The sequence below is a fragment of the Afipia massiliensis genome (assembly GCF_001006325.2).
In the GTDB taxonomy this organism is placed as follows: domain Bacteria; phylum Pseudomonadota; class Alphaproteobacteria; order Rhizobiales; family Xanthobacteraceae; genus Afipia; species Afipia massiliensis_A.
The window spans coordinates 2,595,016-2,616,225 of the sequence record NZ_LBIA02000001.1 but is presented as its reverse complement, the minus strand read 5'-3'; the positions used below and the strand labels follow the sequence as shown (position 1 = coordinate 2,616,225).

General features: G+C 62.0%; 26 protein-coding genes and 1 riboswitch. Of the genes, 16 read left to right on the top strand and 10 right to left on the bottom strand.

Annotation, left to right across the window (positions count from 1 at the left end; genetic code table 11):
- The first annotated feature begins 25 nt into the window (after nt 1-25).
- A complete protein-coding gene (locus tag YH63_RS12535) occupies nt 26-517 on the top strand; it encodes a transglycosylase SLT domain-containing protein (RefSeq protein ID WP_046827314.1) in 492 nt (163 codons plus the stop codon).
- Nucleotides 518-625: 108 nt separating this feature from the next.
- Here YH63_RS12535 and YH63_RS12530 read toward each other — a convergent pair whose 3' ends face one another.
- Genes YH63_RS12530 through YH63_RS12520 form a run of 3 tightly spaced genes read right to left on the bottom strand, consistent with a single transcriptional unit; the run spans nt 626 to nt 5,042 of the window.
- On the bottom strand, nt 626-2,110 hold the full coding sequence (locus YH63_RS12530; protein ID WP_046827315.1) for a hypothetical protein: 1,485 nt from the start codon (nt 2,108-2,110) through the stop codon (nt 626-628).
- The gene (locus tag YH63_RS12525) at nt 2,107-3,579 is read right to left on the bottom strand and encodes a hypothetical protein (protein WP_046827316.1); all 1,473 of its coding nucleotides are present in this window, start codon (nt 3,577-3,579) and stop codon (nt 2,107-2,109) included. The genes YH63_RS12530 and YH63_RS12525 overlap by 4 nt, the downstream gene beginning before the upstream one ends.
- The gene (locus YH63_RS12520; protein ID WP_046827317.1) at nt 3,576-5,042 is read right to left on the bottom strand and encodes a hypothetical protein; all 1,467 of its coding nucleotides are present in this window, start codon (nt 5,040-5,042) and stop codon (nt 3,576-3,578) included. Before YH63_RS12520 ends, YH63_RS12525 begins: the two co-directional genes overlap by 4 nt.
- Nucleotides 5,043-5,304: 262 nt before the next feature.
- Nucleotides 5,305-5,414, top strand: a riboswitch (TPP riboswitch).
- On the opposite strand from YH63_RS12520, the gene YH63_RS12515 reads away from it, so the two are divergent.
- The 6 genes from YH63_RS12515 to YH63_RS12490 all read left to right on the top strand — a co-directional run bounded on the left by YH63_RS12515 (nt 5,403) and on the right by YH63_RS12490 (nt 10,500).
- Nucleotides 5,403-6,428 carry an FAD-dependent oxidoreductase gene (locus YH63_RS12515; protein ID WP_046827318.1) on the top strand — a complete coding sequence of 342 codons (1,026 nt, stop codon included), beginning with the start codon at nt 5,403-5,405 and terminating at the stop codon, nt 6,426-6,428. Its footprint overlaps the riboswitch before it by 12 nt.
- Complete coding sequence (thiS, locus tag YH63_RS12510) at nt 6,419-6,616, top strand: sulfur carrier protein ThiS (protein WP_024576400.1); 198 nt, start codon at nt 6,419-6,421, stop codon at nt 6,614-6,616. Before YH63_RS12515 ends, thiS begins: the two co-directional genes overlap by 10 nt.
- A 142-nt stretch (nt 6,617-6,758) precedes the next feature.
- On the top strand, nt 6,759-7,547 hold the full coding sequence (locus YH63_RS12505; RefSeq protein WP_046827319.1) for a thiazole synthase: 789 nt from the start codon (nt 6,759-6,761) through the stop codon (nt 7,545-7,547).
- A complete protein-coding gene (locus tag YH63_RS12500; RefSeq protein WP_046827320.1) occupies nt 7,534-8,142 on the top strand; it encodes a thiamine phosphate synthase in 609 nt (202 codons plus the stop codon). The genes YH63_RS12505 and YH63_RS12500 overlap by 14 nt, the downstream gene beginning before the upstream one ends.
- Before the next feature lie 133 nt (nt 8,143-8,275).
- Nucleotides 8,276-10,207: a phosphomethylpyrimidine synthase ThiC gene (gene thiC, locus YH63_RS12495; protein WP_046827321.1), complete on the top strand. Its 1,932-nt coding sequence runs from the start codon at nt 8,276-8,278 to the stop codon at nt 10,205-10,207.
- A gap of 17 nt (nt 10,208-10,224) precedes the next feature.
- Nucleotides 10,225-10,500, top strand: coding sequence for a hypothetical protein (locus tag YH63_RS12490; RefSeq protein ID WP_137325189.1), 276 nt, complete (start codon nt 10,225-10,227; stop codon nt 10,498-10,500).
- A 95-nt stretch (nt 10,501-10,595) separates the two neighbouring features.
- On the opposite strand, the gene YH63_RS12485 is transcribed toward YH63_RS12490, so the two are convergent.
- Nucleotides 10,596-11,852: a hypothetical protein gene (locus YH63_RS12485; RefSeq protein WP_046827323.1), complete on the bottom strand. Its 1,257-nt coding sequence runs from the start codon at nt 11,850-11,852 to the stop codon at nt 10,596-10,598.
- Between the two features lie 131 nt (nt 11,853-11,983).
- Here YH63_RS12485 and YH63_RS12480 point away from each other — a divergent pair, with 131 nt between their 5' ends.
- Nucleotides 11,984-12,412, top strand: coding sequence for a YeeE/YedE family protein (locus YH63_RS12480; RefSeq protein ID WP_046827324.1), 429 nt, complete (start codon nt 11,984-11,986; stop codon nt 12,410-12,412).
- A 4-nt stretch (nt 12,413-12,416) separates the two neighbouring features.
- Entirely contained in the window at nt 12,417-12,881 is a 465-nt protein-coding gene (locus YH63_RS12475) for a DUF6691 family protein (protein WP_046827325.1), read from the top strand.
- Nucleotides 12,882-12,924: 43 nt separating this feature from the next.
- On the opposite strand, the gene YH63_RS12470 is transcribed toward YH63_RS12475, so the two are convergent.
- The gene (locus YH63_RS12470) at nt 12,925-13,362 is read right to left on the bottom strand and encodes a hypothetical protein (RefSeq protein ID WP_046827326.1); all 438 of its coding nucleotides are present in this window, start codon (nt 13,360-13,362) and stop codon (nt 12,925-12,927) included.
- Between the two features lie 295 nt (nt 13,363-13,657).
- Between YH63_RS12470 and YH63_RS12465 the strand changes: the two genes are divergently transcribed.
- Both YH63_RS12465 and YH63_RS12460 read left to right on the top strand, forming a co-directional pair.
- Complete coding sequence (locus tag YH63_RS12465; protein ID WP_046827327.1) at nt 13,658-14,293, top strand: nucleoside deaminase; 636 nt, start codon at nt 13,658-13,660, stop codon at nt 14,291-14,293.
- An 89-nt stretch (nt 14,294-14,382) separates the two neighbouring features.
- Nucleotides 14,383-15,081 carry a class I SAM-dependent methyltransferase gene (locus tag YH63_RS12460; RefSeq protein ID WP_046827328.1) on the top strand — a complete coding sequence of 233 codons (699 nt, stop codon included), beginning with the start codon at nt 14,383-14,385 and terminating at the stop codon, nt 15,079-15,081.
- Nucleotides 15,082-15,085: 4 nt separating this feature from the next.
- On the opposite strand, the gene YH63_RS12455 is transcribed toward YH63_RS12460, so the two are convergent.
- Nucleotides 15,086-15,520, bottom strand: a complete 435-nt coding sequence (locus YH63_RS12455; protein WP_046827329.1) for a hypothetical protein — start codon at nt 15,518-15,520, stop codon at nt 15,086-15,088.
- A gap of 152 nt (nt 15,521-15,672) precedes the next feature.
- On the opposite strand from YH63_RS12455, the gene YH63_RS21905 reads away from it, so the two are divergent.
- Nucleotides 15,673-15,795, top strand: coding sequence for a hypothetical protein (locus YH63_RS21905; protein WP_283809701.1), 123 nt, complete (start codon nt 15,673-15,675; stop codon nt 15,793-15,795).
- Between the two features lie 76 nt (nt 15,796-15,871).
- Here the strand turns inward: YH63_RS21905 and YH63_RS12450 are convergent, their stop codons facing one another.
- Nucleotides 15,872-16,138 (bottom strand): DUF2277 domain-containing protein, encoded by a 267-nt coding sequence (locus tag YH63_RS12450; protein ID WP_046827330.1) that lies wholly within the window; start codon nt 16,136-16,138, stop codon nt 15,872-15,874.
- A 269-nt stretch (nt 16,139-16,407) separates the two neighbouring features.
- Here YH63_RS12450 and YH63_RS12445 point away from each other — a divergent pair, with 269 nt between their 5' ends.
- The 4 genes from YH63_RS12445 (at nt 16,408) to YH63_RS12430 (ending at nt 19,047) form a co-directional block, all read left to right on the top strand.
- On the top strand, nt 16,408-16,662 hold the full coding sequence (locus YH63_RS12445) for a helix-turn-helix domain-containing protein (protein WP_046827331.1): 255 nt from the start codon (nt 16,408-16,410) through the stop codon (nt 16,660-16,662).
- Between the two features lie 296 nt (nt 16,663-16,958).
- Nucleotides 16,959-17,897, top strand: coding sequence for a hypothetical protein (locus YH63_RS12440; RefSeq protein ID WP_046827332.1), 939 nt, complete (start codon nt 16,959-16,961; stop codon nt 17,895-17,897).
- Nucleotides 17,898-17,985: 88 nt separating this feature from the next.
- Entirely contained in the window at nt 17,986-18,567 is a 582-nt protein-coding gene (locus YH63_RS12435; RefSeq protein ID WP_246658051.1) for a hypothetical protein, read from the top strand.
- Between the two features lie 126 nt (nt 18,568-18,693).
- On the top strand, nt 18,694-19,047 hold the full coding sequence (locus YH63_RS12430) for a hypothetical protein (RefSeq protein ID WP_046827333.1): 354 nt from the start codon (nt 18,694-18,696) through the stop codon (nt 19,045-19,047).
- A 186-nt stretch (nt 19,048-19,233) separates the two neighbouring features.
- Here the strand turns inward: YH63_RS12430 and YH63_RS12425 are convergent, their stop codons facing one another.
- The 3 genes from YH63_RS12425 to YH63_RS12415 form a co-directional block, all read right to left on the bottom strand.
- Entirely contained in the window at nt 19,234-20,016 is a 783-nt protein-coding gene (locus tag YH63_RS12425) for a DUF169 domain-containing protein (RefSeq protein WP_046827334.1), read from the bottom strand.
- A 134-nt stretch (nt 20,017-20,150) separates the two neighbouring features.
- Nucleotides 20,151-20,636, bottom strand: a complete 486-nt coding sequence (bfr, locus tag YH63_RS12420) for a bacterioferritin (RefSeq protein WP_046829554.1) — start codon at nt 20,634-20,636, stop codon at nt 20,151-20,153.
- A gap of 143 nt (nt 20,637-20,779) precedes the next feature.
- Complete coding sequence (locus YH63_RS12415) at nt 20,780-21,076, bottom strand: (2Fe-2S)-binding protein (protein WP_083992571.1); 297 nt, start codon at nt 21,074-21,076, stop codon at nt 20,780-20,782.
- Nucleotides 21,077-21,210: the final 134 nt, after the last annotated feature.

Genomic DNA, 21,210 nt, shown 5'->3' with positions numbered 1-21,210 from the left:
AAATATCTCGCTGAGGACAGACATCATGAAACGAATTTTGCTCGCCGCGGCAGCGGCGATGATGCTGATTCATCCCGCCAGCGCACAACGCGCCAACTACGAATCCATGGTTGCAAGTCACGCCGCTGCGAACGGCGTTCCCGTTGAACTCGTGCATCGCGTGATCGTGCGCGAGAGCCGCTACAATCCGCGCGCCGTCAGCAAGGGCAATTACGGCATGATGCAGATCAAGCTCGCGACCGCGCGCGGCGTCGGCTACACCGGCAGCGCGCAGGGCCTGCTCGATCCCGACACCAATCTGACCTATGCCGTGAAATATCTCGCGGGCGCGTATCGCGCCGCGGGCGGCAACCACAACCGCGCCGTCGCCTACTATGCGGGCGGCTATTATTATGCGGCCAAGCGCCAGGGATTGCTGCCGCGTCAGCAGGTTCAGGCGTGGGCTGAACCGTCAATCACGCTGTTCGATGCGAATGCGCAGGAGATTCCGCGCCGCGCGCGGCGGCATCGTCATTAAACGTCATTGCGAGCGAAGCGAAGCAATCCAGTCTTGGGCGCCCAAAATGGATTGCTTCGTCGCTACGCTCCTCGCAACGACTGTATGAAATTCCATAGAGTCCCGGCTTCAGTTTGAAGCCGGCTTTATTTTTGGTTCGGCTGTGTGACGCGCCGATGCGTCGCGGACATGAACCACCACCTGATCGTCGCTGAAGACTTTTTGCCAGCCGTCGACCTGATCCAGGATAAGCGCTGCCGGCGAGGTCCGGTTCAGCAACGTCGCGTCGATCCTGTACCGCTCCAGCAGTTCGAAAAATCCAACAGGATTCAGCAGCCTGCTTGCGGCTTTGTGCTCGAGGACGAACTTCTCGCCATAGAGTTCGGTGCGGCCGTCGATATAGGGCGCGACGCCCCGCGCGATCATGTAGCCGCCGAACTCGTAATCGTTGAACACGCGTTGCGCGCCGCGCTCCTTGAGAAATTTGACCGCCGCCACGGGCGTTACATTTTCGGCCGGACGATACCGGTTCACCGCGAACGCGCCGGCCGTCAGCGCGATCATCAAGGCGACGGCGACCGACACCGCAAACCCATGCGGCTGCGGAAACGCCAAGCCAACTTCGTTGCCGCGGCCGCCGAACTGAGCGGCGAGCGGCGCTGCGACCACCATCGGCCCCAGCAGCGCGAACACGTCGGCATTCCGGATGTGCGCCAGCGCCATGTAAAGCAAGCCGACGAACAGCACGTTGCGCATCAGCGGCAGCTTCATGCCGCGCATGAACGCCAGTGCGACGATCAGAAGAACACCGGCCTCGATTGGCCCGAGAAAACTGAAATCGGCGGGCGCCCATTCACGGATCAGCTTCAGCGCCTCGCCGAGATTAAGAATGGCCCGCGCCGCCAGCAACGAATTCCATCCGTAGGGCGTGGCGCAACTGGCCGCGAGCGCGACCAGGCCGAAAACGAACCAGCGCATCATCAGCCGCATCCGCGCCGGCCCTTCGGCATTCAGAACGGCGTCGAGCGCAATCGGCCCGATCAGCATCAGACCCAGCACGAAGCCGCCGTGCAGATTGGCCCAGAGCGTGATCAACAGGACGAGCACGAACGGCGGCGCCTCGCGGCGTTCCGCTGCAGTCAACAGCGCGCCCACCCACGCGACCATCACCGGCAACGCCAGCACATGAGGGCGCGCGTACAGATGCGGCAGCGCCATCAAAAAAGACACCGGGAGAAGGATCATCACCGGCACGTCGGCCAGATAGCGAACCAGAAACCGGGTGAGCAGCGCATACGTCGCCGCGATTGCAAGCGCCGCCAACGCGACGGGGCCGGCCCAGCCAAACCATGCATAGAACTGGCTGTAGATCACCTGCGCCAGCCATTGGGTCGATAGCCACGGCTGCCCCTGCATCGTGAATGAGAATGTGTCGGTCCACGGCACGGCGCGATGATCGACCATCCACTGGCCGACCGCGATCTGCCAGTACGTATCCGGATCGTGCAGCAGGCGATTGCCCGCAGCCAGCATCACGGCATAGACGATCAGGCCGACCCACAGGGGCAACGTATTGCGTTCCGCCTGTGCGGCATCGATCGCCTGTACGCTCATCGCCGCACGCTTTCGGCTGACCTGATTCTGTAGCCCACTGGAGCGTCAGGCTTGCGCACGTGAACGACGGCGGCATTGTCGGTGTAAATCCGCTCCCAGCCTTCAAGACGGTCGAGCAGGCTCACTGCTGGTGTCGCGGGCATCAGCAGCGTGGCATCGATACGGTATCGATCCATCACGTCGAACAGCGTCGCGGGGCTTTTCAAGGTCATTGCACGGTCAAACTCGATCATGAAACGCTCGCCGTACAGTTCGGTTCGTCCATCGATGGCGACGGGAATGCCCGCCGCGATCAGAAAGCCGCCGAAATCATAGTCGTTCAACACCCGCGAGACGCCTCGTGCTTTCAGCGCGGCGACTGCAAGTCCAACGCCCGCCGGCGGCGCATATCGGCCCATCGTGATCGCGACAGCCGTCAGCGCAACAAGCACCACGGCTGCAGATGCGGCCACGACGCGCGGACGCACACCCGACAGCCACGCGGGATCCGAACGTGGAAACCATATCGCCAGCGGTGCGGCGAGAACGATCGGTGCGAGCAGCGCCAGCACGGTCACATTGCGCGCATGCGCAAGCGCCATGTGAACGAGCCCGAGCAGGAGCAGGATTCGGACCGGCGGCAGGGTCAGGCCCTTGAACAGCACGATACCGACGCCCAGCAGCAGGCACGCCTCGACGGTGTTGAATCGCGAGAAATCGACCGGCCGCCATTCAGTGATGAGCAGCAAGGCGTCGCCGAGATTGAGGATGTTGCGCGCGGCGAGCAGCGCATTCCAGCCGTATGGCGTCAGGCAACTCGCCGCGAGCGCCAGCACGCCGAACACGACCCAGCGCAGCATCAGTCGAACGCGCGACAAACGCGGGGCGTTCAGGACTGCGTCGAGCGCAATCGGCCCGGTCAGCGCAAGACCGAAAACGAAACTGCCGTGCAGATTGGCCCACAGCATCATAAGCGCCAGCCACCAAAGCCGTGGCGCTTGGCCGCGATCCGCCGCGGCGATCAGCGCCGCGGTCCACGCCACCATCACCGGCATCGCAAGCGCATGAGGCCTGACAAGAAAATGCGGCGACGCCAGCGCGAACGCCATCATGAGAAGAACGAGGACCGCGGTGCCGTCGAGATGCCGCTCGAGGACACGGACGACAAGCGCGAACGCGAGCGCGATCGATGCCGCAGTGAGCGCCACGGGTCCGGCCCAGCCCGCGAGCGAAAAGGCCAGCGCGAAACATACCTGCGCCAGCCATTGGGTGGAAATCCACGGCTGGCCCTGCATGGTGAAGGAAAACACATCGCGCTGCGGCAACGACCCGCTGTCCAGAATCCGCTTGCCGATCTCGATCTGCCAGAAGGTGTCGGGATCGGCCAGCATGCGGTTGCCCAGCAGGAGCAATCCGGAAAAGACGGCGATGCCGGCCAGCACCGGCATGACCGAGCGCGGCGGCGCTCCACTCAGGCCTTGCGTCGTCATCGCGGGGCACCCGCTTTGCGGACGTGCACCACGGCCACATCGTCGGCGTAAATGCGCTGCCAGCCATCGAGGCGATCAAGCAGGCCTGCGGCCGGCGTGGCGGGTGTCAGCAGCGTGGCGCCGATTTTGTAGGTCTCGAGCAGGCCGAGGAACGAGCCGACGTCCTTGAGTGCAAGCGCATCGAACGTCCTGACGAGGAAATCATCGCCGTACAGTTCGCCGCGGCCATCGAAGAACACCGGAATGCCCCGCGTGATGAGATAGCCGCCGAAACCCGCATTGTGCAGAATGCGCTCAGCCTTGCGGGCCTTCAGCACATCGACCGCCGCAGCGGGTGTCTGAATGACCATCGGCGTGAAGGTGTGACGCGCAGTAAAGGCCCAGATCGCAAGCGAGGTCGCGAGGACGAGAGCAACACTGCCCGTAATGCCCTGCGAGGCGTGCGTGACATCGCTGCGGCCGAACCGCAAGGACAGCGGCTTCGCCAGCACCAGCGGCGCCAGCAGCGCGAACACTTCGATATTGCGGTTGTGCGACAGCGCCATGTGCAGCAATCCAAGCACCAGCAGGATGCGCGGCGGCGACAGCACGATGCCGCGCCAGAGCGCGCATCCGAGCGCCGCAAGCAGACAGACCTCGAACGGACCGATGCTGCTGAAATCCACAGGCTGCCATTCGGGGATCTGCGCCATGGCGTTGCCGAGATCGAGAATCCTGCGTGCCGCCAGCAGCGAATTCCAGCCATAGGGCGTGATCCAGCTTGCGGCGACGGCGCACAGGCCGAACGCGGCCCAGCGCAGCGCCAGCGAAATCCGTTGCGGCGCATTGGCGTTCCACACCGCATCGAGCGCGAACGGCGCAATCAGCGCCAGTCCCAGCACGAAGCCGCCGTGTAGGTTTGTCCACAGCACGATGAGTGGCAGGAGCCAGAACGACGGCGCCCTGCGCTCATCGCTGGCGTTCACCAGACCGGAAACCCACGCCACCATCACCGGCAGCGCCAGCAGATGCGGACGCGCCACAAAATGTTGTGCGGACAGTACGGCCGCTGCCATCGCGACGATGATCGCATGCGTCGGCGCAAAGCGCCGGGATAAAATCTGCGCCAGCAGCGCGAACGCCACCGCTGTTCCGAGCCCTGCGAGGATCACCGGCCCCGCCCAGCCGAACATGAAATACGACGCGGCATAAAGCACCTGCGCCAGCCATGACGACGAGATCCATGGCTCGCCGACCCTGGTGAACGAATAGACGTCGACGCTGGGCAAGGCGCGATGATCGATGATCCATTGCCCGACCACGATCTGCCAGTACGTGTCGGCATCCTGCAGCGCGCGGTTGCCGCCGATCACGAACAGCAGCAGGAGGCCCGCGCCGAACCACAGCCACGCGGGCACCTGGCCGAGAACCTGCTCGGCCGCGCTCCGCTTGTGTCCGGTGTCGTCGAGACCGGCAATGCTCATATTCAGTCCCAGATCGTGGAAACGAGTTCCCGACCTAACCACCGGCGGCATAATTCCGGGTAAACTCGAGGGCTGATCTCTTCCTGAAAACTGGCGCGAAATGGCGTCAATCGCCTCGCGGCAAGGTCAACGAACCCTTACCCGCGTCGTTTTGTGCCGCCCTCGCAATGCGAGATGCGAAAACGCGTTCCCACGATGCGGAAAAGCCATGCAGCATCGCGGGGCCGGCCATTGAAACCCCGGAGCATCGGGTCTATCGTATGTGTGTTCCGAGGGGGGCTCCGGCGTGGAGCTGAGATACCGCAGAATGCGCGGTGACCCTTTGAACCTGATCCGGGTCATGCCGGCGAAGGGACAGGGATGCTACAGAAAGCCAAATCTCCGCGAGGGGAATCTTCCATCAATATTATCGGTGCGGGCATTGCCGGCTCATGGCAGGCATTGCTGTTCGCCCGCGCGGGTTATGACGTGACGCTGCATGAACGCGGCGACGCCGCGATGATGCAGGCGACCAGCCACTGGGCCGGCGGCATGCTCGCGCCGTGGTGCGAGCGCGAAGGCTCCGAGCCGGTCATCACGCGGCTCGGCATCCGTTCGCTCGATCTTTGGCGCGAGCATGTGCCGGACACGCCGTTCAACGGTTCGCTCGTCGTAGCGCATCCGCGCGACCGCGCCGACTTCGACCGCTTCGCGAGACTAACGACCGATCACAGCCGCCTCGATGCCAATGGCATCGCCGGACTCGAACCGTCCCTCGACGGACGTTTCCGTGAAGCGCTGTTCTTTGCCGGCGAAGGCCACGTCGAGCCGCGCAGCGTGCTTCCCGAACTGCACGCGAAGCTCGCCGCTGCCGGTGGCACGATCAAATTCGGCAGCGACTGCGAACCTGACGATCTTGCCGGCGAGAACGGCATCGTGATCGATTGCCGGGGTCTCGGTGCGCGCGACCGGCATCCAGATCTGCGCGGCGTCAAGGGCGAGATGATCGTGATCGAGACGCCCGACGTGCAACTGTCACGCCCGGTTCGTTTCCTCCATCCACGCTGGACGCTCTACGTGATCCCGCGCGACGGCAACCGCTTCATGCTCGGCGCGACCTCGATCGAGAGCGAGGACACCGGCGTCAGCGTGCGCTCCGCGCTCGAACTGCTCAGCGCCGCCTATGCGGTACATCCGGCTTTCGGCGAAGCGCGCATTCTCGAATTCGGCGCGGGCCTTCGCCCGGCCTTCCCCGACAACCTGCCGCGCATCGCCGTTGAGGCCACGCGCATTTCCGTCAACGGGCTCTATCGCCACGGCTTCCTGCTGGCGCCGGCCCTTGCGGAACTGACGTTGGCCTATGTCGAGCGCGGCGCCATCGACAACGAGGTGATGCAATGTTCCTAATCGTCAACGGCGAACGCGTCGAGACCAAAGCCACGCGCGTCGACGCGCTGCTGGCCGAACTCGAGTACGAAGGCACGCATCTCGCCGTCGCCGTGAACTACGATGTGGTGCCGCGCGCGCGCTGGGCTGAAACGCCGCTCAATGACAACGACGCGGTGGAAATTCTCACGCCGCGGCAAGGAGGGTGAAGATGGTGCGCTTCAAGGCAATGGCATTCACTGGCCGTCATGGCCGGGCTTGTCCCGGCCATCCACGCCTTTCTCGATCTGCGGCCAAGACGTGGATGCCCGGCACAAGGCCGGGCATGACGATTGTGTGCGGAGCGAGGTCATGAACAAAGTCAAATTCTATGACCGCGAATTCTCCTCGCGCCTGCTGATCGGCAGCGCGCTGTATCCCTCGCCGAAGATCATGCAGGACGCGATCCGCGCCGCAGGGAGCGAGATCGTCACCGTATCGGTGCGCCGCGAGACTGCGGGCGGCAAGACCGGCGACCAGTTCTGGTCGCTGATCCGCGAACTGAAAGTCACCGTGCTACCGAACACCGCAGGCTGCAAGAGCGTGCGCGAAGCCGTGACCACCGCGAAGCTGGCGCGCGAACTGTTCAACACGCCGTGGATCAAGCTGGAAGTCATCGCCGACGACGAAACGCTGCAACCCGACGTGGTCGGCCTCGTCGAAGCCGCACAAATCCTGATCAAGGACGGCTTCGAGGTGTTCCCCTATTGCACCGAGGACCTGAGCGTCGCCATGAGGCTCGTCGATGCCGGCTGCAAGGTGGTGATGCCGTGGGCCTCACCGATCGGCAGTGCGCGCGGGATCACCAACCGCGATGCGCTGAAGCTGCTGCGCGCCCGCCTGCCCGACATCACGCTGGTGGTCGATGCCGGCATCGGCGCGCCGTCGCATGCGGCCGAGGCGTTCGAGCTTGGCTTTGATGCGGTGCTGCTCAACACCGCCATCGCCAAGGCCGACGATCCGGTCGCCATGGGCAACGCGTTCCGTCTGGCCGCCGAAGCCGGCCGCGCCGGATATGAAGCCGGCCTGATGGGCGCGCGCGATTTCGCTTCTCCTTCAACCCCTGTCGTAGGGACACCGTTCTGGCATGCCGTATCCTGATCGTTTTTATCCCGTGGTCGACAGCGTCGCGTGGGTTGCGCGGCTGACGAAACTTGGCGTCGGCACCGTTCAACTGCGCGCCAAGGATCTCGATGACGCGGCGGCGCTCGCCATCGTCCGCGAGGCTCTCGCCGTCACCAAGGGCACGCCGACCAAGCTCGTGGTCAATGACTACTGGCGCGCGGCCATCGACGCCGGCGCGCAGCATCTTCATCTCGGTCAGGAAGATCTCGACACCGCCGATGTTCATGCGATCCGCCGCGCGGGACTAACGCTCGGCCTGTCCACCCACGACGAGACCGAACTCGACAACGCGCTCGCCTACAAGCCCGACTACATCGCGCTCGGCCCGATCTACGAGACCACGCTGAAAAAGATGCGTTTCGCGCCGCAAGGCATCGAGCGCATCACCGCATGGAAGCTTCTGATCGGCGACATTCCGCTGGTCGCCATCGGCGGCATCAAGCTCGAACAGGCCGAAATGATTTTCGCCGCCGGCGCCAACTCCATCGCCGTCGTCAGCGACGTCACCCAGAACACCGATCCGGACGCGCGCGTGCGCGCCTGGCTCACCGATTATTCCGAGGCAGCGTGATGAGCAACGAGATCAGCTGCAATTTTCATAACCCGTTCGTCCCCGCGCAAGCGGGGACCCAGCAGTACTGGATTCCCGCTTGCGCGGGAATGAGCGGAGTAAAACCGATGCACAGAATTCAAAGGAGGACGCCATGAACAAACCAATCAACACGGCCGACCTGAAGCCCGCCGTCACCACCGGCGGCCTGACGTCGTCGCGCAAGATCTACGTCACGCCGGATGAGGCTCCTGATGTCCGCGTGCCGCTGCGCGAGATCATTCTCTCTGAGGGCGCGGGCGAGCCGAACCTTCCGGTTTATGACACCTCCGGTCCCTATACCGATCCGAACGTCATCATCGACGTCAACGCCGGCCTTTCCCGCGCGCGCATCGAATGGGTGAAGGAGCGCGGCGGCGTCGAGGAATATGAAGGCCGCGAGATCAAGGCGGAAGACAACGGCAATGTCGGCGAGAAGCACGCCGCAGCCGCCTTCAAGGCGCACCACAAGCCGTTCCGCGGCGTCGGCGACGCGCCGATCACGCAGCTTGAATTCGCGCGCAAGGGAATCATCACCAAGGAGATGATCTACGTCGCGACCCGCGAGAACATCGGCCGCAAGCAGCAACTCGAGCGCGCAGAAGCCGCCCTCGCGGACGGCGAGAGCTTCGGCGCGGACATCCCGGCGTTCATCACCCCGGAATTCGTGCGCAGCGAGATCGCGCGCGGCCGCGCGATCATCCCCTGCAACATCAATCACGCCGAACTCGAGCCGATGATCATTGGCCGCAACTTCCTGACCAAGATCAACGCCAACATCGGCAACTCCGCCGTGACGTCGTCGGTCGAGGAAGAAGTCGACAAAATGGTGTGGGCGATCCGCTGGGGCGCGGACACCGTGATGGACCTCTCCACCGGCCACAACATCCACACCACCCGCGAATGGATTCTGCGCAATGCGCCGATTCCGATCGGCACGGTGCCGATCTATCAGGCGCTGGAGAAGTGCGACGGCGATCCGGTCAAGCTGACCTGGGAGCTGTACAAGGACACGCTGATCGAGCAGTGCGAACAGGGCGTGGACTATTTCACCATCCATGCCGGCGTGCGGCTGCCCTACATCCACCTCACCGCCAATCGCGTCACCGGCATCGTGTCGCGCGGCGGCTCGATTATGGCGAAGTGGTGCCTCGCGCATCACAAGGAGAGCTTCCTTTACACGCACTTCGACGAAATCTGCGACCTGATGCGCAAGTACGACGTGTCATTCTCGCTGGGTGACGGCCTGCGTCCGGGCTCAATCGCCGACGCCAACGACCGCGCGCAGTTCGCCGAATTGGAGACGCTCGGTGAACTCACCAAGATTGCGTGGGCGAAGGGCTGTCAGGTGATGATCGAAGGCCCCGGCCATGTGCCGATGCACAAGATCAAGATCAACATGGACAAGCAGCTCAAGGAATGCGGCGAAGCGCCGTTCTATACGCTCGGGCCGCTGACCACCGACATCGCGCCGGGCTACGATCACATCACATCGGGCATCGGTGCGGCGATGATCGGCTGGTTCGGCTGCGCGATGCTCTGCTATGTGACGCCGAAGGAACATCTCGGCCTGCCCAACCGCGACGACGTCAAGGTCGGCGTCATCACCTACAAGATCGCGGCGCACGCCTCGGACTTGGCCAAGGGGCATCCGGCGGCGCAACTGCGCGACGACGCGCTGTCACGCGCGCGGTTCGACTTCCGCTGGGAAGACCAGTTCAACCTCGGCCTCGATCCGGATACCGCGCGCAGCTATCACGACGAGACACTGCCGAAGGAAGCGCACAAGGTCGCGCATTTCTGTTCGATGTGCGGTCCGAAGTTCTGCTCGATGAAGATCACGCAGGACGTACGCGACTACGCGGCGACCCTCGGCGACAACGAGAAGGCTGCGCTCAATCTCGACGGCAAGTTGCCCGGCGTCGGCATGACGATCTCCGGCGTGATCGAGGACGGCATGGCCCAGATGAGCGAGAAGTTCGTCAAGATGGGCGGACAGGTCTATGTCGAGGCGGAAGCGGTGAAAGAGAGCAACAAGGCTTTCTGATGCGAGCGACGCAACACATGCTCAAGATTGTAACGGCGCTGGGGGTTCTCAGCGCCGTTACTTTATCAGGCACGGCCTTCGCGGCGAAACTCATCGCTGCCGACCGCGCATGGATCGACGCCTGCATCTCGCAGCGCAAGGCGAGCAACGAGAAGCCTTCGAAGCTGCGGAAATACTGCGCCTGCATGCAGGGGGTCGTGGAAAATAACCAGCCGTTCCAGAGCGCGACCGATCTGGAGCGGACCTATCCGCCCGCTCATCAGATGTGCTGGAAGGACGCGGGGAGGACGTGAGTTGCGGCTGTGTGGAAATAAAGCGGCTTACCGTCAAATTTGACCACGACACAGTCAGAACCACAATTGGGCTGAACCTAACATGCAAAACAACTTCACTTAAGAAGGCGGCTGATTTTCTCGATTGTCTGCAAGTTTTCAAGAATCCATCTTAACTCTGGTGCCCCTTTAATCACCGGCATGAAATTATATATAACGGTAAGAGCTACACCTATAATTACCACCGATCCTATTTTAACAAGCGCAGGTCTTGCCTTTTTACCCGCATCCTGAACAAACCGAACTGCTTCATCGTACGCGTATTTTATCGTGGCAATGCATATATTCTCAACGCCCCTGACCCCCGCGTAAATTGCATTAACGCGCTCCTCAGAAGTACCTCGCATCATGCTTGATATGAAGCGAATTGACTCTGGGATACGCGGATCAACTGACTCCGGCTTTTCCGCTAAAGTACGCGCAACATTGTCGAGCGCCTCCTGAATATCATTCTCAACCAATTGGCGTGACGGGTAGCTATGCGCGCTTTGAAGAAAATCGACCCAATCCTTGTACTGAGAAGCAAAATAGGCGGAATGCGTTAAAGTCGATCCAATCTGAACAACCAGGACTTCCGATAATTCTTGCTCCGCAGCCTTTGTAAGATGGGAAACCATCTGAACATGCAAGCCAAATGATATCGCACCAGCATCATCTTTGAAACCAATGAGCTCTGTAAGCCTAACAAACGAATCTAGATACTTTCGATCGACGTTTGAGGCCTTCAAAATGTCGTTTAATCTTTCCAATTCTTTCTGAAGGTAACGTCGAGTTTCATCGACCCCCTCTTTTCGAAGAAAAGAATGAAGAGGATGCCCTTCGTCTAAAACAACTCGATCAGAAACAATCTTTGTATAAATCGGAGAAGCTTGTTGCTCTGGCAAATCCATCGGAAGGAGATTTGCGTCCTCTGGAAATCCCATTTCCAAAAGCTTCAACAGCGCAAAGGAATTCTTGTAAATTACCGCAAGCGAATTTCCGCCATTTCGCCTTAGGGTCGTTACCATCCGCGATCTATCATGAGGGAATAACTGACGGAAAAAATCTATGAACTCTGCAGTACTGACGAACAGACGTTCAAAATTTTCGGGCGTCAACGATCTCCCAGCGTCATTACTTGCAAGAAAGTACTTCTGCGCAACAGCCTGAAAATCTTTCTTTTTATAAAGAAATTTCGCCCCTAATCGCTGGTCTTGTTTTATTAGAAGATACAGAGTCTCGGAAATCGGGACCAAAAGTTTCAAGATTTGATTTTTGTTTCCCTCCGACTGCGTGTCACTCCGATAACTTGGCGATAGCTGACTCTCGCTCATATGAAGGACTTCCAAATTGGACAAAAAATCGAGGGCGAATTCTCTAGCTTCAATACCGTAAGCTTACTCGACTTTTCGCATTACCGCTACAAGTACCCAACCCCCGTTTTGCCCGCGATAGAAGGCCCCCCATGCATAACCTCACCCCCCTCTCCGGACTCATCGGCGGTGCGCTGATCGGGCTTGCTGCCGCGATGTTGATGCTGCTGACCGGACGCATCGCCGGCATCAGCGGCATCTTCGGCGGGCTTCTATCACCCGCGACGAGCGATCGCGGCTGGCGGATCGCTTTCATCGCGGGCCTGATCGCAGCGCCGCTGATCGCGACGCTCGCCATCGGTGCGGCGCTGCCCTCACCCGCCATGCCCGCGAGCCTGATCGTGATCGTCATTGCCGGTCTGCTTGTCGGCTTCGGCAGCCGCATGGGCGGCGGCTGCACGTCGGGTCACGGCGTATGCGGCACTGCGCGACTGTCAACGCGCTCGCTGGTGGCCACTGCTATTTTCATGGTGGCGGCGATCATCACCGTCGCCGTCGTGCGCCACGTGATCGGAGGCTGAGACCATGCCGCTCGTTTTTGTCACCTTCGCCTGCGGACTCGTCTTCGGCGCGGGCCTCCTGATCTCCGGCATGACGCAGACGGGGAAAGTGCTCGGCTTCCTCGACATCTTCGGCGCGTGGGACGCGACGCTGGCGTTCGTGATGGCCGGCGCAGTCGCAGTCGCTACGATTGGTTTCGCGCTGGCGAAGCGGCGTGGTGCGCCGGTCTTCGCCGCGCAGAATCTCTGGCCGACGCGCAAGGACATCGATGCGCCGCTGGTCACGGGCGCAGTCCTGTTCGGGATCGGCTGGGGTCTGGTCGGGCTTTGTCCCGGCCCGGCGCTGGTCAATCTCGCCGGTCTCGGCCTGCCGGTGATCGTGTTCGTCGCAGCGATGGTTGCGGGAATGATCGCTCAGGATATGTGGAGCAAGCAAAAGGCGGCCACGCCCACGAGCGAGACCGCCATCGCCGCATCCACCGACGGCTAGCTATCGGCGGCGCATATGCGCGCGCCGATAGCGTCGCCTGTCTTTACTTCAACGTAATCGCGAGGCCGCTGAGGTCGGCGTTGGCCATCAGCCCGGTCTGCCGGCCGGAGAGCTCGAGCACCGCGCCCTTCTGGTTGGTCAGCACGATCGCGCGCGCGCCACGTCCGACTGCGATGCCCGCGCCCGCCGCGCCGTAGACGCCGGCGACATCCGACGGGCGATTGATGTTGCTGACGCGGCCGCGCAGCACGGTCTTCGATCCGCCGAACACCAGGCCGTAGTCGATACCGCCGGTGGACAGCGCGTAACTCCTGCCCCGGAAGTTGAGCGTGCCGCTGCCGCCCGAACCGCCGATGAACCATCCGGCCTTGTAGATGACGAGCGATACCGTGCCGCTGTCGGCATGGGCGGATGACAGACCGGCTCCGACAAGGGCCGTCACCGCGATCAGCGCGGCGCGAATGGCAGATGACAGACGCATGATGAAATCTCCGGATGGGTGTGAAGGCGACGCGGACAGTTGCCGCGAAACGGGATCGGCAAAGCCGAATCAAGTTTGGTGGCTGATTCTAGCACCCGCATCCCGTTTCCGCAGGCGTTTTGCGAATGTCAGAAGCCGTCGCAAAGCGCATTTCGCAGCGCAGTTGGACCGACTTCAGCAACACAACTGAAAGGAACCTGCCGCTAAGACATCCTCGAACCCGCGTTTCCGGCCAGCGATGAGCGCAGGCCGGATTTTTTGTCCGGCGCTGTGCCGGAGATCGAGGTCATGCACGATGGACTCCCCTACCGACGACAACGAGACACCGCTCGACACCCTGTTCGCCTCCGCGCGCATCGTTCATCGCCGGAATTTTCTGACCACCGGCGCCGCAGCGCTGATGGCCGCCGCCGGATCGGATGCCACCTTTGCGAAAGACGCGCCGAAGCAGGCTGCGAGCGATCAGGACCGCAAGTTCATGAGTCACGCGGTCGAGCTGATGCGCAAGGCCGGCGTCGTCGAGAAGACCGGCGGCCCGTTCGGCGCGGTCGTGGTGATGAACAACGAGATCCTGTCGTCGTCGGGCAACAGCGTGCTGCGCGACAACGATCCCTCCGCGCATGCAGAAGTGAACGCCATCCGCATGGCCTGCAAGAAGGTCGGCTCGCCGCACCTCAAGGGCGCGACACTGTTCTCGAGCTGCGAGCCCTGCCCGATGTGCTACTCGACAGCGTACTGGGCGCGCGTCGACAAGATCTACTACGCGGCATCGTGGAGCGATTACGCCGACCTGTTCGACGACTCGAACATCAATCAGGATATGAAGCAATCATACGCCAAGCGAACCGTTCGCGTGGCGCAACTGATGCGCGACGACGCGCAGAAGGTCTGGCTCGAATACCGGAACCTGCCGAGCAAGACACGCTATTGATCAACAGATTAGGTGCCGCGGTGCGTATCGCCGCGGCCGTTTCTGTTGTTTAATCGATTCGGCTTCACAATAACCAACGGGAGGTTTCTGTGAATCGAGTTGAATGGGATCTGCACGCCGCCAAATTCGAGTCGCTGGTCTGCGATATCGTCACCGATGAAACCAACGGCCAGATGCCGCGCTTCGTCGCCGCCGCCTGCCGCTCGCGGAAAAATCTCGAGCTGGTCGATCTCGGCTGCGGAGTGGGCAGCTTCGTCAAGAGATTCGGACATCGCTTCGAGCGGATCACCGGCATCGACTTCGCGCCGCGCATCGTCGCGCGCGCGAAGAAGCGCTGCGCGGAGATGACGAACGCGAAATGGATGGCGATGGATGTCTGCAAGTCGGCGGACGTTCTCGGAACCGTCGCAGACCTCAGCGTCTGCCTGAATGTCATCACGTCGCCGCGCGAAGCCAAGCGGGATGCGCTGTGGGCAACCCTCGCCGCAGTGACCAAGCCGTCGGCGCATGCGCTGGTGGTGGTGCCGTCGATGGAATCGCAGTTGATGGTCAACAAGCTCGGCGCATCAGCGGACAAGATCAAGGCGGGCGGCCTCGTCAGCCGTGACGGCGTCTGGCAGAAATTCTACGAGCGCGAGGAGTTGATCTCCACCGTCTCTGAGAAGGGTTTCGAAATCACGCGCATCGCGCGGGTGTATTATCCCTGGTCGGTGGACGGCCTGCGCAAGCCGCGCGGCTCAAAGCAACTGCCGTGGGACTGGGGCTTCCTGGCGCAACGCGCAGCCTGACGCCTCACCCGCCGCGCGGACATTCCTTGTAGCCGAACTCGTCGATGATCCGCGCGCCGGAGATGGTGCTGAACTCCAGCTTCGCGAGATAGCCGTTCGCGGTCACATACCGCCGCAGCCTGGCGTTGTAGGCGTTCAGCATCCGCTGCGTCGAATTCGCATTGATGACGTACCTGTTGGGCCCACGGCCGTGACCGGCGTGAAACAGCAACGTCGCGCTGCGCTCGACGCAGACGTTGCGCACGCCGAGAAACAGTGTGCAGTTCGATTGGCAATGGCCGCGGATGCGAAACAGCTCGCCGCTGGCATTGGCCTGATCGATGGCGGGCTGGAATTTCTCGATCCATCCGCCCATGGCGAAGCGGTCCGATGTGTCGGCCCGGGCGGCCGAGAATGTGACAGCCGGCAACACGACGAGCAGCGCGGCGACAGTTTTCATCGAATGCCTCCTAGTGTGGGCGTGACGTTAACTTCTTGTCCGCCGGCGGCAAGGTCATTGCGAACGCGAACTCTCAGGCATACGTTTGAATCAGACATTGAACGCCGCCATTCGAGTCGGCGTCCAACTGCCAGACAGTCAAGAAGTGGATTATGACAATGTTGGCGGAAATCTTTTTATTGAAGCTTGAAGCCCTGATGCGGGTGGCTGCGATCGATCGGCGGGCTGCGTCGAGCGATCCGCGCTTTGTGCCGGTCGTGCTGCCGCAACACTGAGAGCCTGCGGCTTCGCAACGCTAGGCAACGTAACGGCGGCAACGTGACGGCGCTTCGCGGGGACCGGTCGCCGCGTTCAGCCGAAACGCGTCCTGTTTCGCTCCCGCGCCTTTTCCGCTTCGATCTCCCGGTCGCGTGCCGGCGCATGAGTGTGCAGCGATGTCAGCAGCTTTCGCGCGCTGGCGGAAACTTCGGCGACCGCGAGTTCGAATGCCGCTTCATTCGCCTTCGACGGTGCGTTGAAGCCGGAAAGCTTGCGCACGAACTGCAACGCCGACGCTTGAATTTCATCTTCGGTCGCGGGCGGCTCGAAATTGAACAGCGTCTTGATGTTGCGGCACATGATGCGCTCCTTCCCTGATGCCCTGACGGGCTGGCTATCTCACCTCATTCCAGACCATGAGACGCGCAAATTTTAGGCACGCGATCACGGTTCGCCCGATTTCTCCAGCAATCGCTTGCGGTTCCATCGGGTTCCAATTCTCCAGTCCCTTGAAGGGGTTATTTGGGAATTAGGACTTTGTTAACCATATCGGCCCACCCTTTTCAGGGGCTGAGATCAGTAACGCAATCGTCTGCATCTAGGGGGCAGACGTTGGTCGGGAGGTCTCGATGAGCCAAAACACATCGCCATCCACATTTGAGCCATTGCCGGACGCGCCCGCCATGGCGCCGAACCAGGTGGTTCCGCTGCTGATCGGCGCCACGGTCGGGGAAATCGAGCGCGAGCTTGTGCTGCAAACGCTCGCCCGCTGCGATGGCAACCGCACCCGCGCCGCGCGCGTGCTTGGCGTGTCGGTCCGCACACTGCGCAACAAGATCCGGCAATATTCTGCACAAGGCGTCGAAGTCCCGGCGCATCACTAGGGCATGATCCCGAAAAGTGGGGACCGGTTTTCGGAAAAGATCATGCCCAAACGAAAGCTAGAAACCGCGCGTTGCGGTTTACCGTTTGATGGGCAATGGCGATCAGGTTACGGTTCCACCATCAAGGAACCGGACCATGACCCCACCAATGACCAGGGCACGGATCGTCTGCACAGCGACCGCGCTTCTCGCCGCGGCTCCGTCCGCCGCCAGGAACGCCGGAGCAGCGCCGTGCGTGCGCCAGGACGCCATGAGACTCTTCCGCAGGCAGCTCAGATAGGATCGCGGCACGGCTCATGCACATTCCCGCAACGCTGGATCAGGCCCGCAGCACGCTCGCCGTGATGCTCGGCATTGCAGCGACCGAAGGACTGCCGGACACGATCGACCACGAGACGATCGCCGCCGCGACCCGCTACGTCTTTCATCTCGAGCCGCAGTTCGGCCTCGCAGGGCTGACGCCGCTCAGTCCCTATCGGCAGGCCGAACTCGCCGCCGATCCTGCGCTTGCAGCACAGGCAGTGAGCTTCGCCGCCGTCATGGCGTTTGTCGGCGGCACGCTGGATTCCGCCAAGCTGAGTGCCGTGGTGAAGCTCGCGGACCAACTCGGCGTCCGCGACGACTTCGTTCACGATCTGGCGCGGCTGGCGCTGGGCGACATGGAAGAAGCCAAGGCCCACATGATCCACGCCAACCTTGAGAGCGTGACCGGCCGCGCATGGGCCACCGCCGAGATGGGGCCGTGGCTGCAGCCTTACGATGCGCAGCCCGATCCCGCGCTGGCGACGCGCTTCCATGCGCTGGCGCGGCTGCCGGAGGACACCTTCGGCCATGCGTTCGCGATGTTCTATAAAGCCAACAACTACGCCTATCCCGGCGAGCCGACCGCGCTGAATTTCGAGTTCGCCGTTCCGCACGATTCAACCCACGTGCTCGCCGGCTACGATACGTCGCCGCGCGGCGAACTGCTGACATCGGTGCTCACGGCGACGATGCATCGCAGCCACGCCATGTCCGGCCACGTGCTGCCGGTGATCCTGAGCTGGCATCTCGGCATTCCGCTCAACGATGTCGCCGGTGCGGCGACAGGCGCGTTCGAGCCGGAGGAGTTCTTCTACGCCTGGGCGCGGGGCGAAGACACTTCGGCCGACCTGTTCAGCCCGGAGTGGAATTTCTGGTCGGCCGCGATCCAGCCGATCGCGGCCGTGCGCGAAGCGGTCGGGCTGACCGGCTGAGCCGCATAAAGCCGCTTGCGCGCCACCCGCACAGGTTGCAGGATATTGGCGGGCTGGGGATTGTGCTGTGCGTCGTGTCGCGTTCGCCATGATTACCGTCTTGCTGTGCGCGAGTCTTGGCGTGGTCCTTGGCGCGTGTCAGATGCGCGATCCTTATGTGGCGGCGCCCGCGACGGCCACCTCCGGCAACTGGAAGATCGAGCGTCAGGTCGACCGCGTCACCGGCGTGCCAGTGCCGAGCGCGACCAACATCATCAACAACGCTTCGAACACTTTCGCTGAGCGTCCCAGCCTGGCGTCGTTGCAACTCACGTGTTTCGACGGAAATCCGCTGGTGCGCTTCGCCTTCGCGTTCAAGGTCGGTACCGACACCAACTCGATCCTCGGCTATCGCTTCGACGAGAAGCCCGGCCATGACAACGTCGCAGCGCGGTTCCTTCAGGAATACAGGACCGTGGTGATCGAGGACCGCGCCGCGATCATCACCTTCGTCAACGAACTCGCGACATCCAACACACTCGTCGTCCGGCTGCGCTCGCTCAATGCCGGACGCACCATCGCGGACTTCAAGCTTGAGGGCGCACCGGCCGCCATCGAAGCCGCTTTCGCCGGTTGCCCGCTGACGCCGCCGCCACAGTCCGAGAAGAAGAAGCGCGGCGCGAAAGCATAACGCGATGCTGCGATGCGTCGCGCCTCAACAATGCGCGGGAGGAACCCACCGCCTCGCGCGGGTTTGTCTGGACGCCCTCAGGCGACCGTCCGAAGCTTCATATGATTCTTGAGCGCGGAGGATCGCATGCGGTGGCCTGCTCGCCTTGCCCTGATGATTCCGCTGATACTGTCCGCCGCGACGGCGCTCGCGGTCGATCGCGGACAGTTCGGCGATGTCCCCGAGCACATTCGAAAATGGTTCAAGGATGCGCGCAGCCCGGCCGGCGTGCCGTGTTGCGACATCTCCGACGGACACCGCACCGACTACGATGTGCGGCATGGCGCGTACTGGGTGCCTATCGAGGGCACGTGGTGGCTGGTGCCGGACAAAGCGGTGATCCGCACCGGCGGTAATCCGACCGGCGGCGCGGTGGTGTGGTACGTGACGCTTCGCGGCAACATCGAGATCACGTGCTTCGTGCCGGCGGACGGGTCGTGAACCGTAAATCTGGCACGCCGCCACCGTCAAAAATGCTGTGTCGTCCCCGCGAAAGCGGGGACCCATAACCACCGACGCCTCGGTGTGAAACGGATTGCTGACACCTGCTTCAGGTAGAGAGTTCAGGGAGTATGGATCCCCGCTTTCGCGGGGATGACCGGTTAAAAATCGCGCTCCTTGGCTTTGCTACGCTCGCCCCGGATAACTCACCGCCATGCCGGCGCGCACGTCCTGCTGCACGCCGTACTGCGCGAACGGATAACGGAAACCGTTCTTCGACAGCGCCTTCATCCCGGCAATGGCGCTGACGAGATATTCCGGCGGCGTCGCCATCAGCATTTCCTCATCGAGCACACCGCCATAACGGCGCTCGGCGAAACACGGGATCGACAGGCTTGGCAATCGCGTCGTCAGCGCGCGGCCCCATGAATCCGCGCAGGCGGATTCGCCGACCACACTCCAGTCGAACCGCTTGTAGCCGGACCACTGCAGCCCGTTGATGAAATAGATCATCGCGCCGGGCGTCGCATAGAACAGCGCGATGTCGGGCGGATCGAGCTTGCCCGACGACAGCGGCCCGACGGCCAGCGCATCGTACTGCCCGTCCGGCACGCAGTGCATCGCTTCCTGATGCGCCTGCGCATCCTGCTGCGTGGAAAACCATACACCGGTCATGTGCTGGCCGGATTGCCATGTCTCTGTCTTGGCGCCGCCGAGGCCGACCACCGCGCGGCACTGCGCGCCGACCAGATCGTCGCTGGTGATACCGACCGTCCAGCCGATGCGCGCCGCCTGCGCCACGATCTGATCCAACGTGTGCACCGACTGCGGCCTGCGGATCTTCGGAATCGCTTCCATGTCCTCGCGGCGCGTGAACATCTTCATGCCGAACGGGATCGAGCGCAGCTTCAGCAGCGAGTCCAGATCGTTGACGATCGCAGGCCAGTCATAGGTCGAGTCATGGGTCATCGCGTTTCTCCCTTATGTTTTTTGTTGTCGGTGAGGCTAGAGCATTTTTGTCGGAAGTCAGAACCAAAAGAAAAGCCCGGAGCCGCATGAAGCGGTCCGGGCTTGATTGTGTGGCGTATCGCAGTCGCAAACGCTCAGTGTCCTTCGTCGAGACCACCCATGTGCTTCTGCGAGTACAGCTCGACGCCGATCCTCTTGACGAGGTCGATCTGGGTTTCGAGGAAGTCGATGTGCCCTTCCTCGTCCTTCATCAGGCTCTCGAACAGGTCGCGCGAGACGTAGTCCTTCGCGCTATGGCAGTGGGTCGCGGCCTTCTCGTAAAGCTCGCGCGCCGAGTACTCGGCCTTGAGATCGCAATCCAGAACTTCCTTCACGTTCTGGCCGATATGCAGCGGATCGAGCACCTGCAGGTTCGGGAAGCCGTCAAGGAAGATGATGCGGTCGATCAGCTTGTCGGCGTGCTCCATTTCCTCGATGGATTCCTTGCGCCACTTCTTGGCGAGATCCTTCAGACCCCAGTTCTCCAGCATCCGGTAATGAAGCCAGAACTGGCTAACGGCGGTCAGTTCGCTGCGCAGCGCCTTGTTCAGGAACTCGATGACCTTCGGATCGCCCTTCATCTTACACTCCATCGCGGAACCGTCGTTTGACGGGCCAAATTTAATTTAGAAACGTTCTAAATCAGATTTCCGGCAAGTACAAGCCCTCGCCGCGGCGGCGTCCACATTGCAGAAAGGCGAGAAAAACAAGCCGGTAGAACGGCTTAGGCAGCCGCTTGGGCGGTCAGGATCACCGGATGGTGATGTTCGCCGTCGGCGTGATCGGGGTGGGCGTGTTCGGCGTGCTGCTGGCTATGGGGGCATCCCGCGCAGCAGGCCTTGGCGCAGGCGCCGAGGGCTTCATCCATGATTTTCTTGATGGTTCGCGCGCAGCGGCCGCATTCGGCGCTGCAGCCCAGACAGCCATAGACCTGCCCGGCCGTGCGCGGGAAGTCCGTAGGCCGGGTCACAACGTTACGCACGTCGTGGTCAGTCAGGACGTTGCAGGAACAAACAATCATGGGTGTCTGGAGAACCTGTAAGGACTGTTGACCCACAGGTATTGAAGCGAAGGCTCCGATGCAAAAGGAAAACAGCTAGTTTTAAGCTATTCCAAACTGGCGGAAGCACTTCGCGCGCAATCTGGAATCAATCT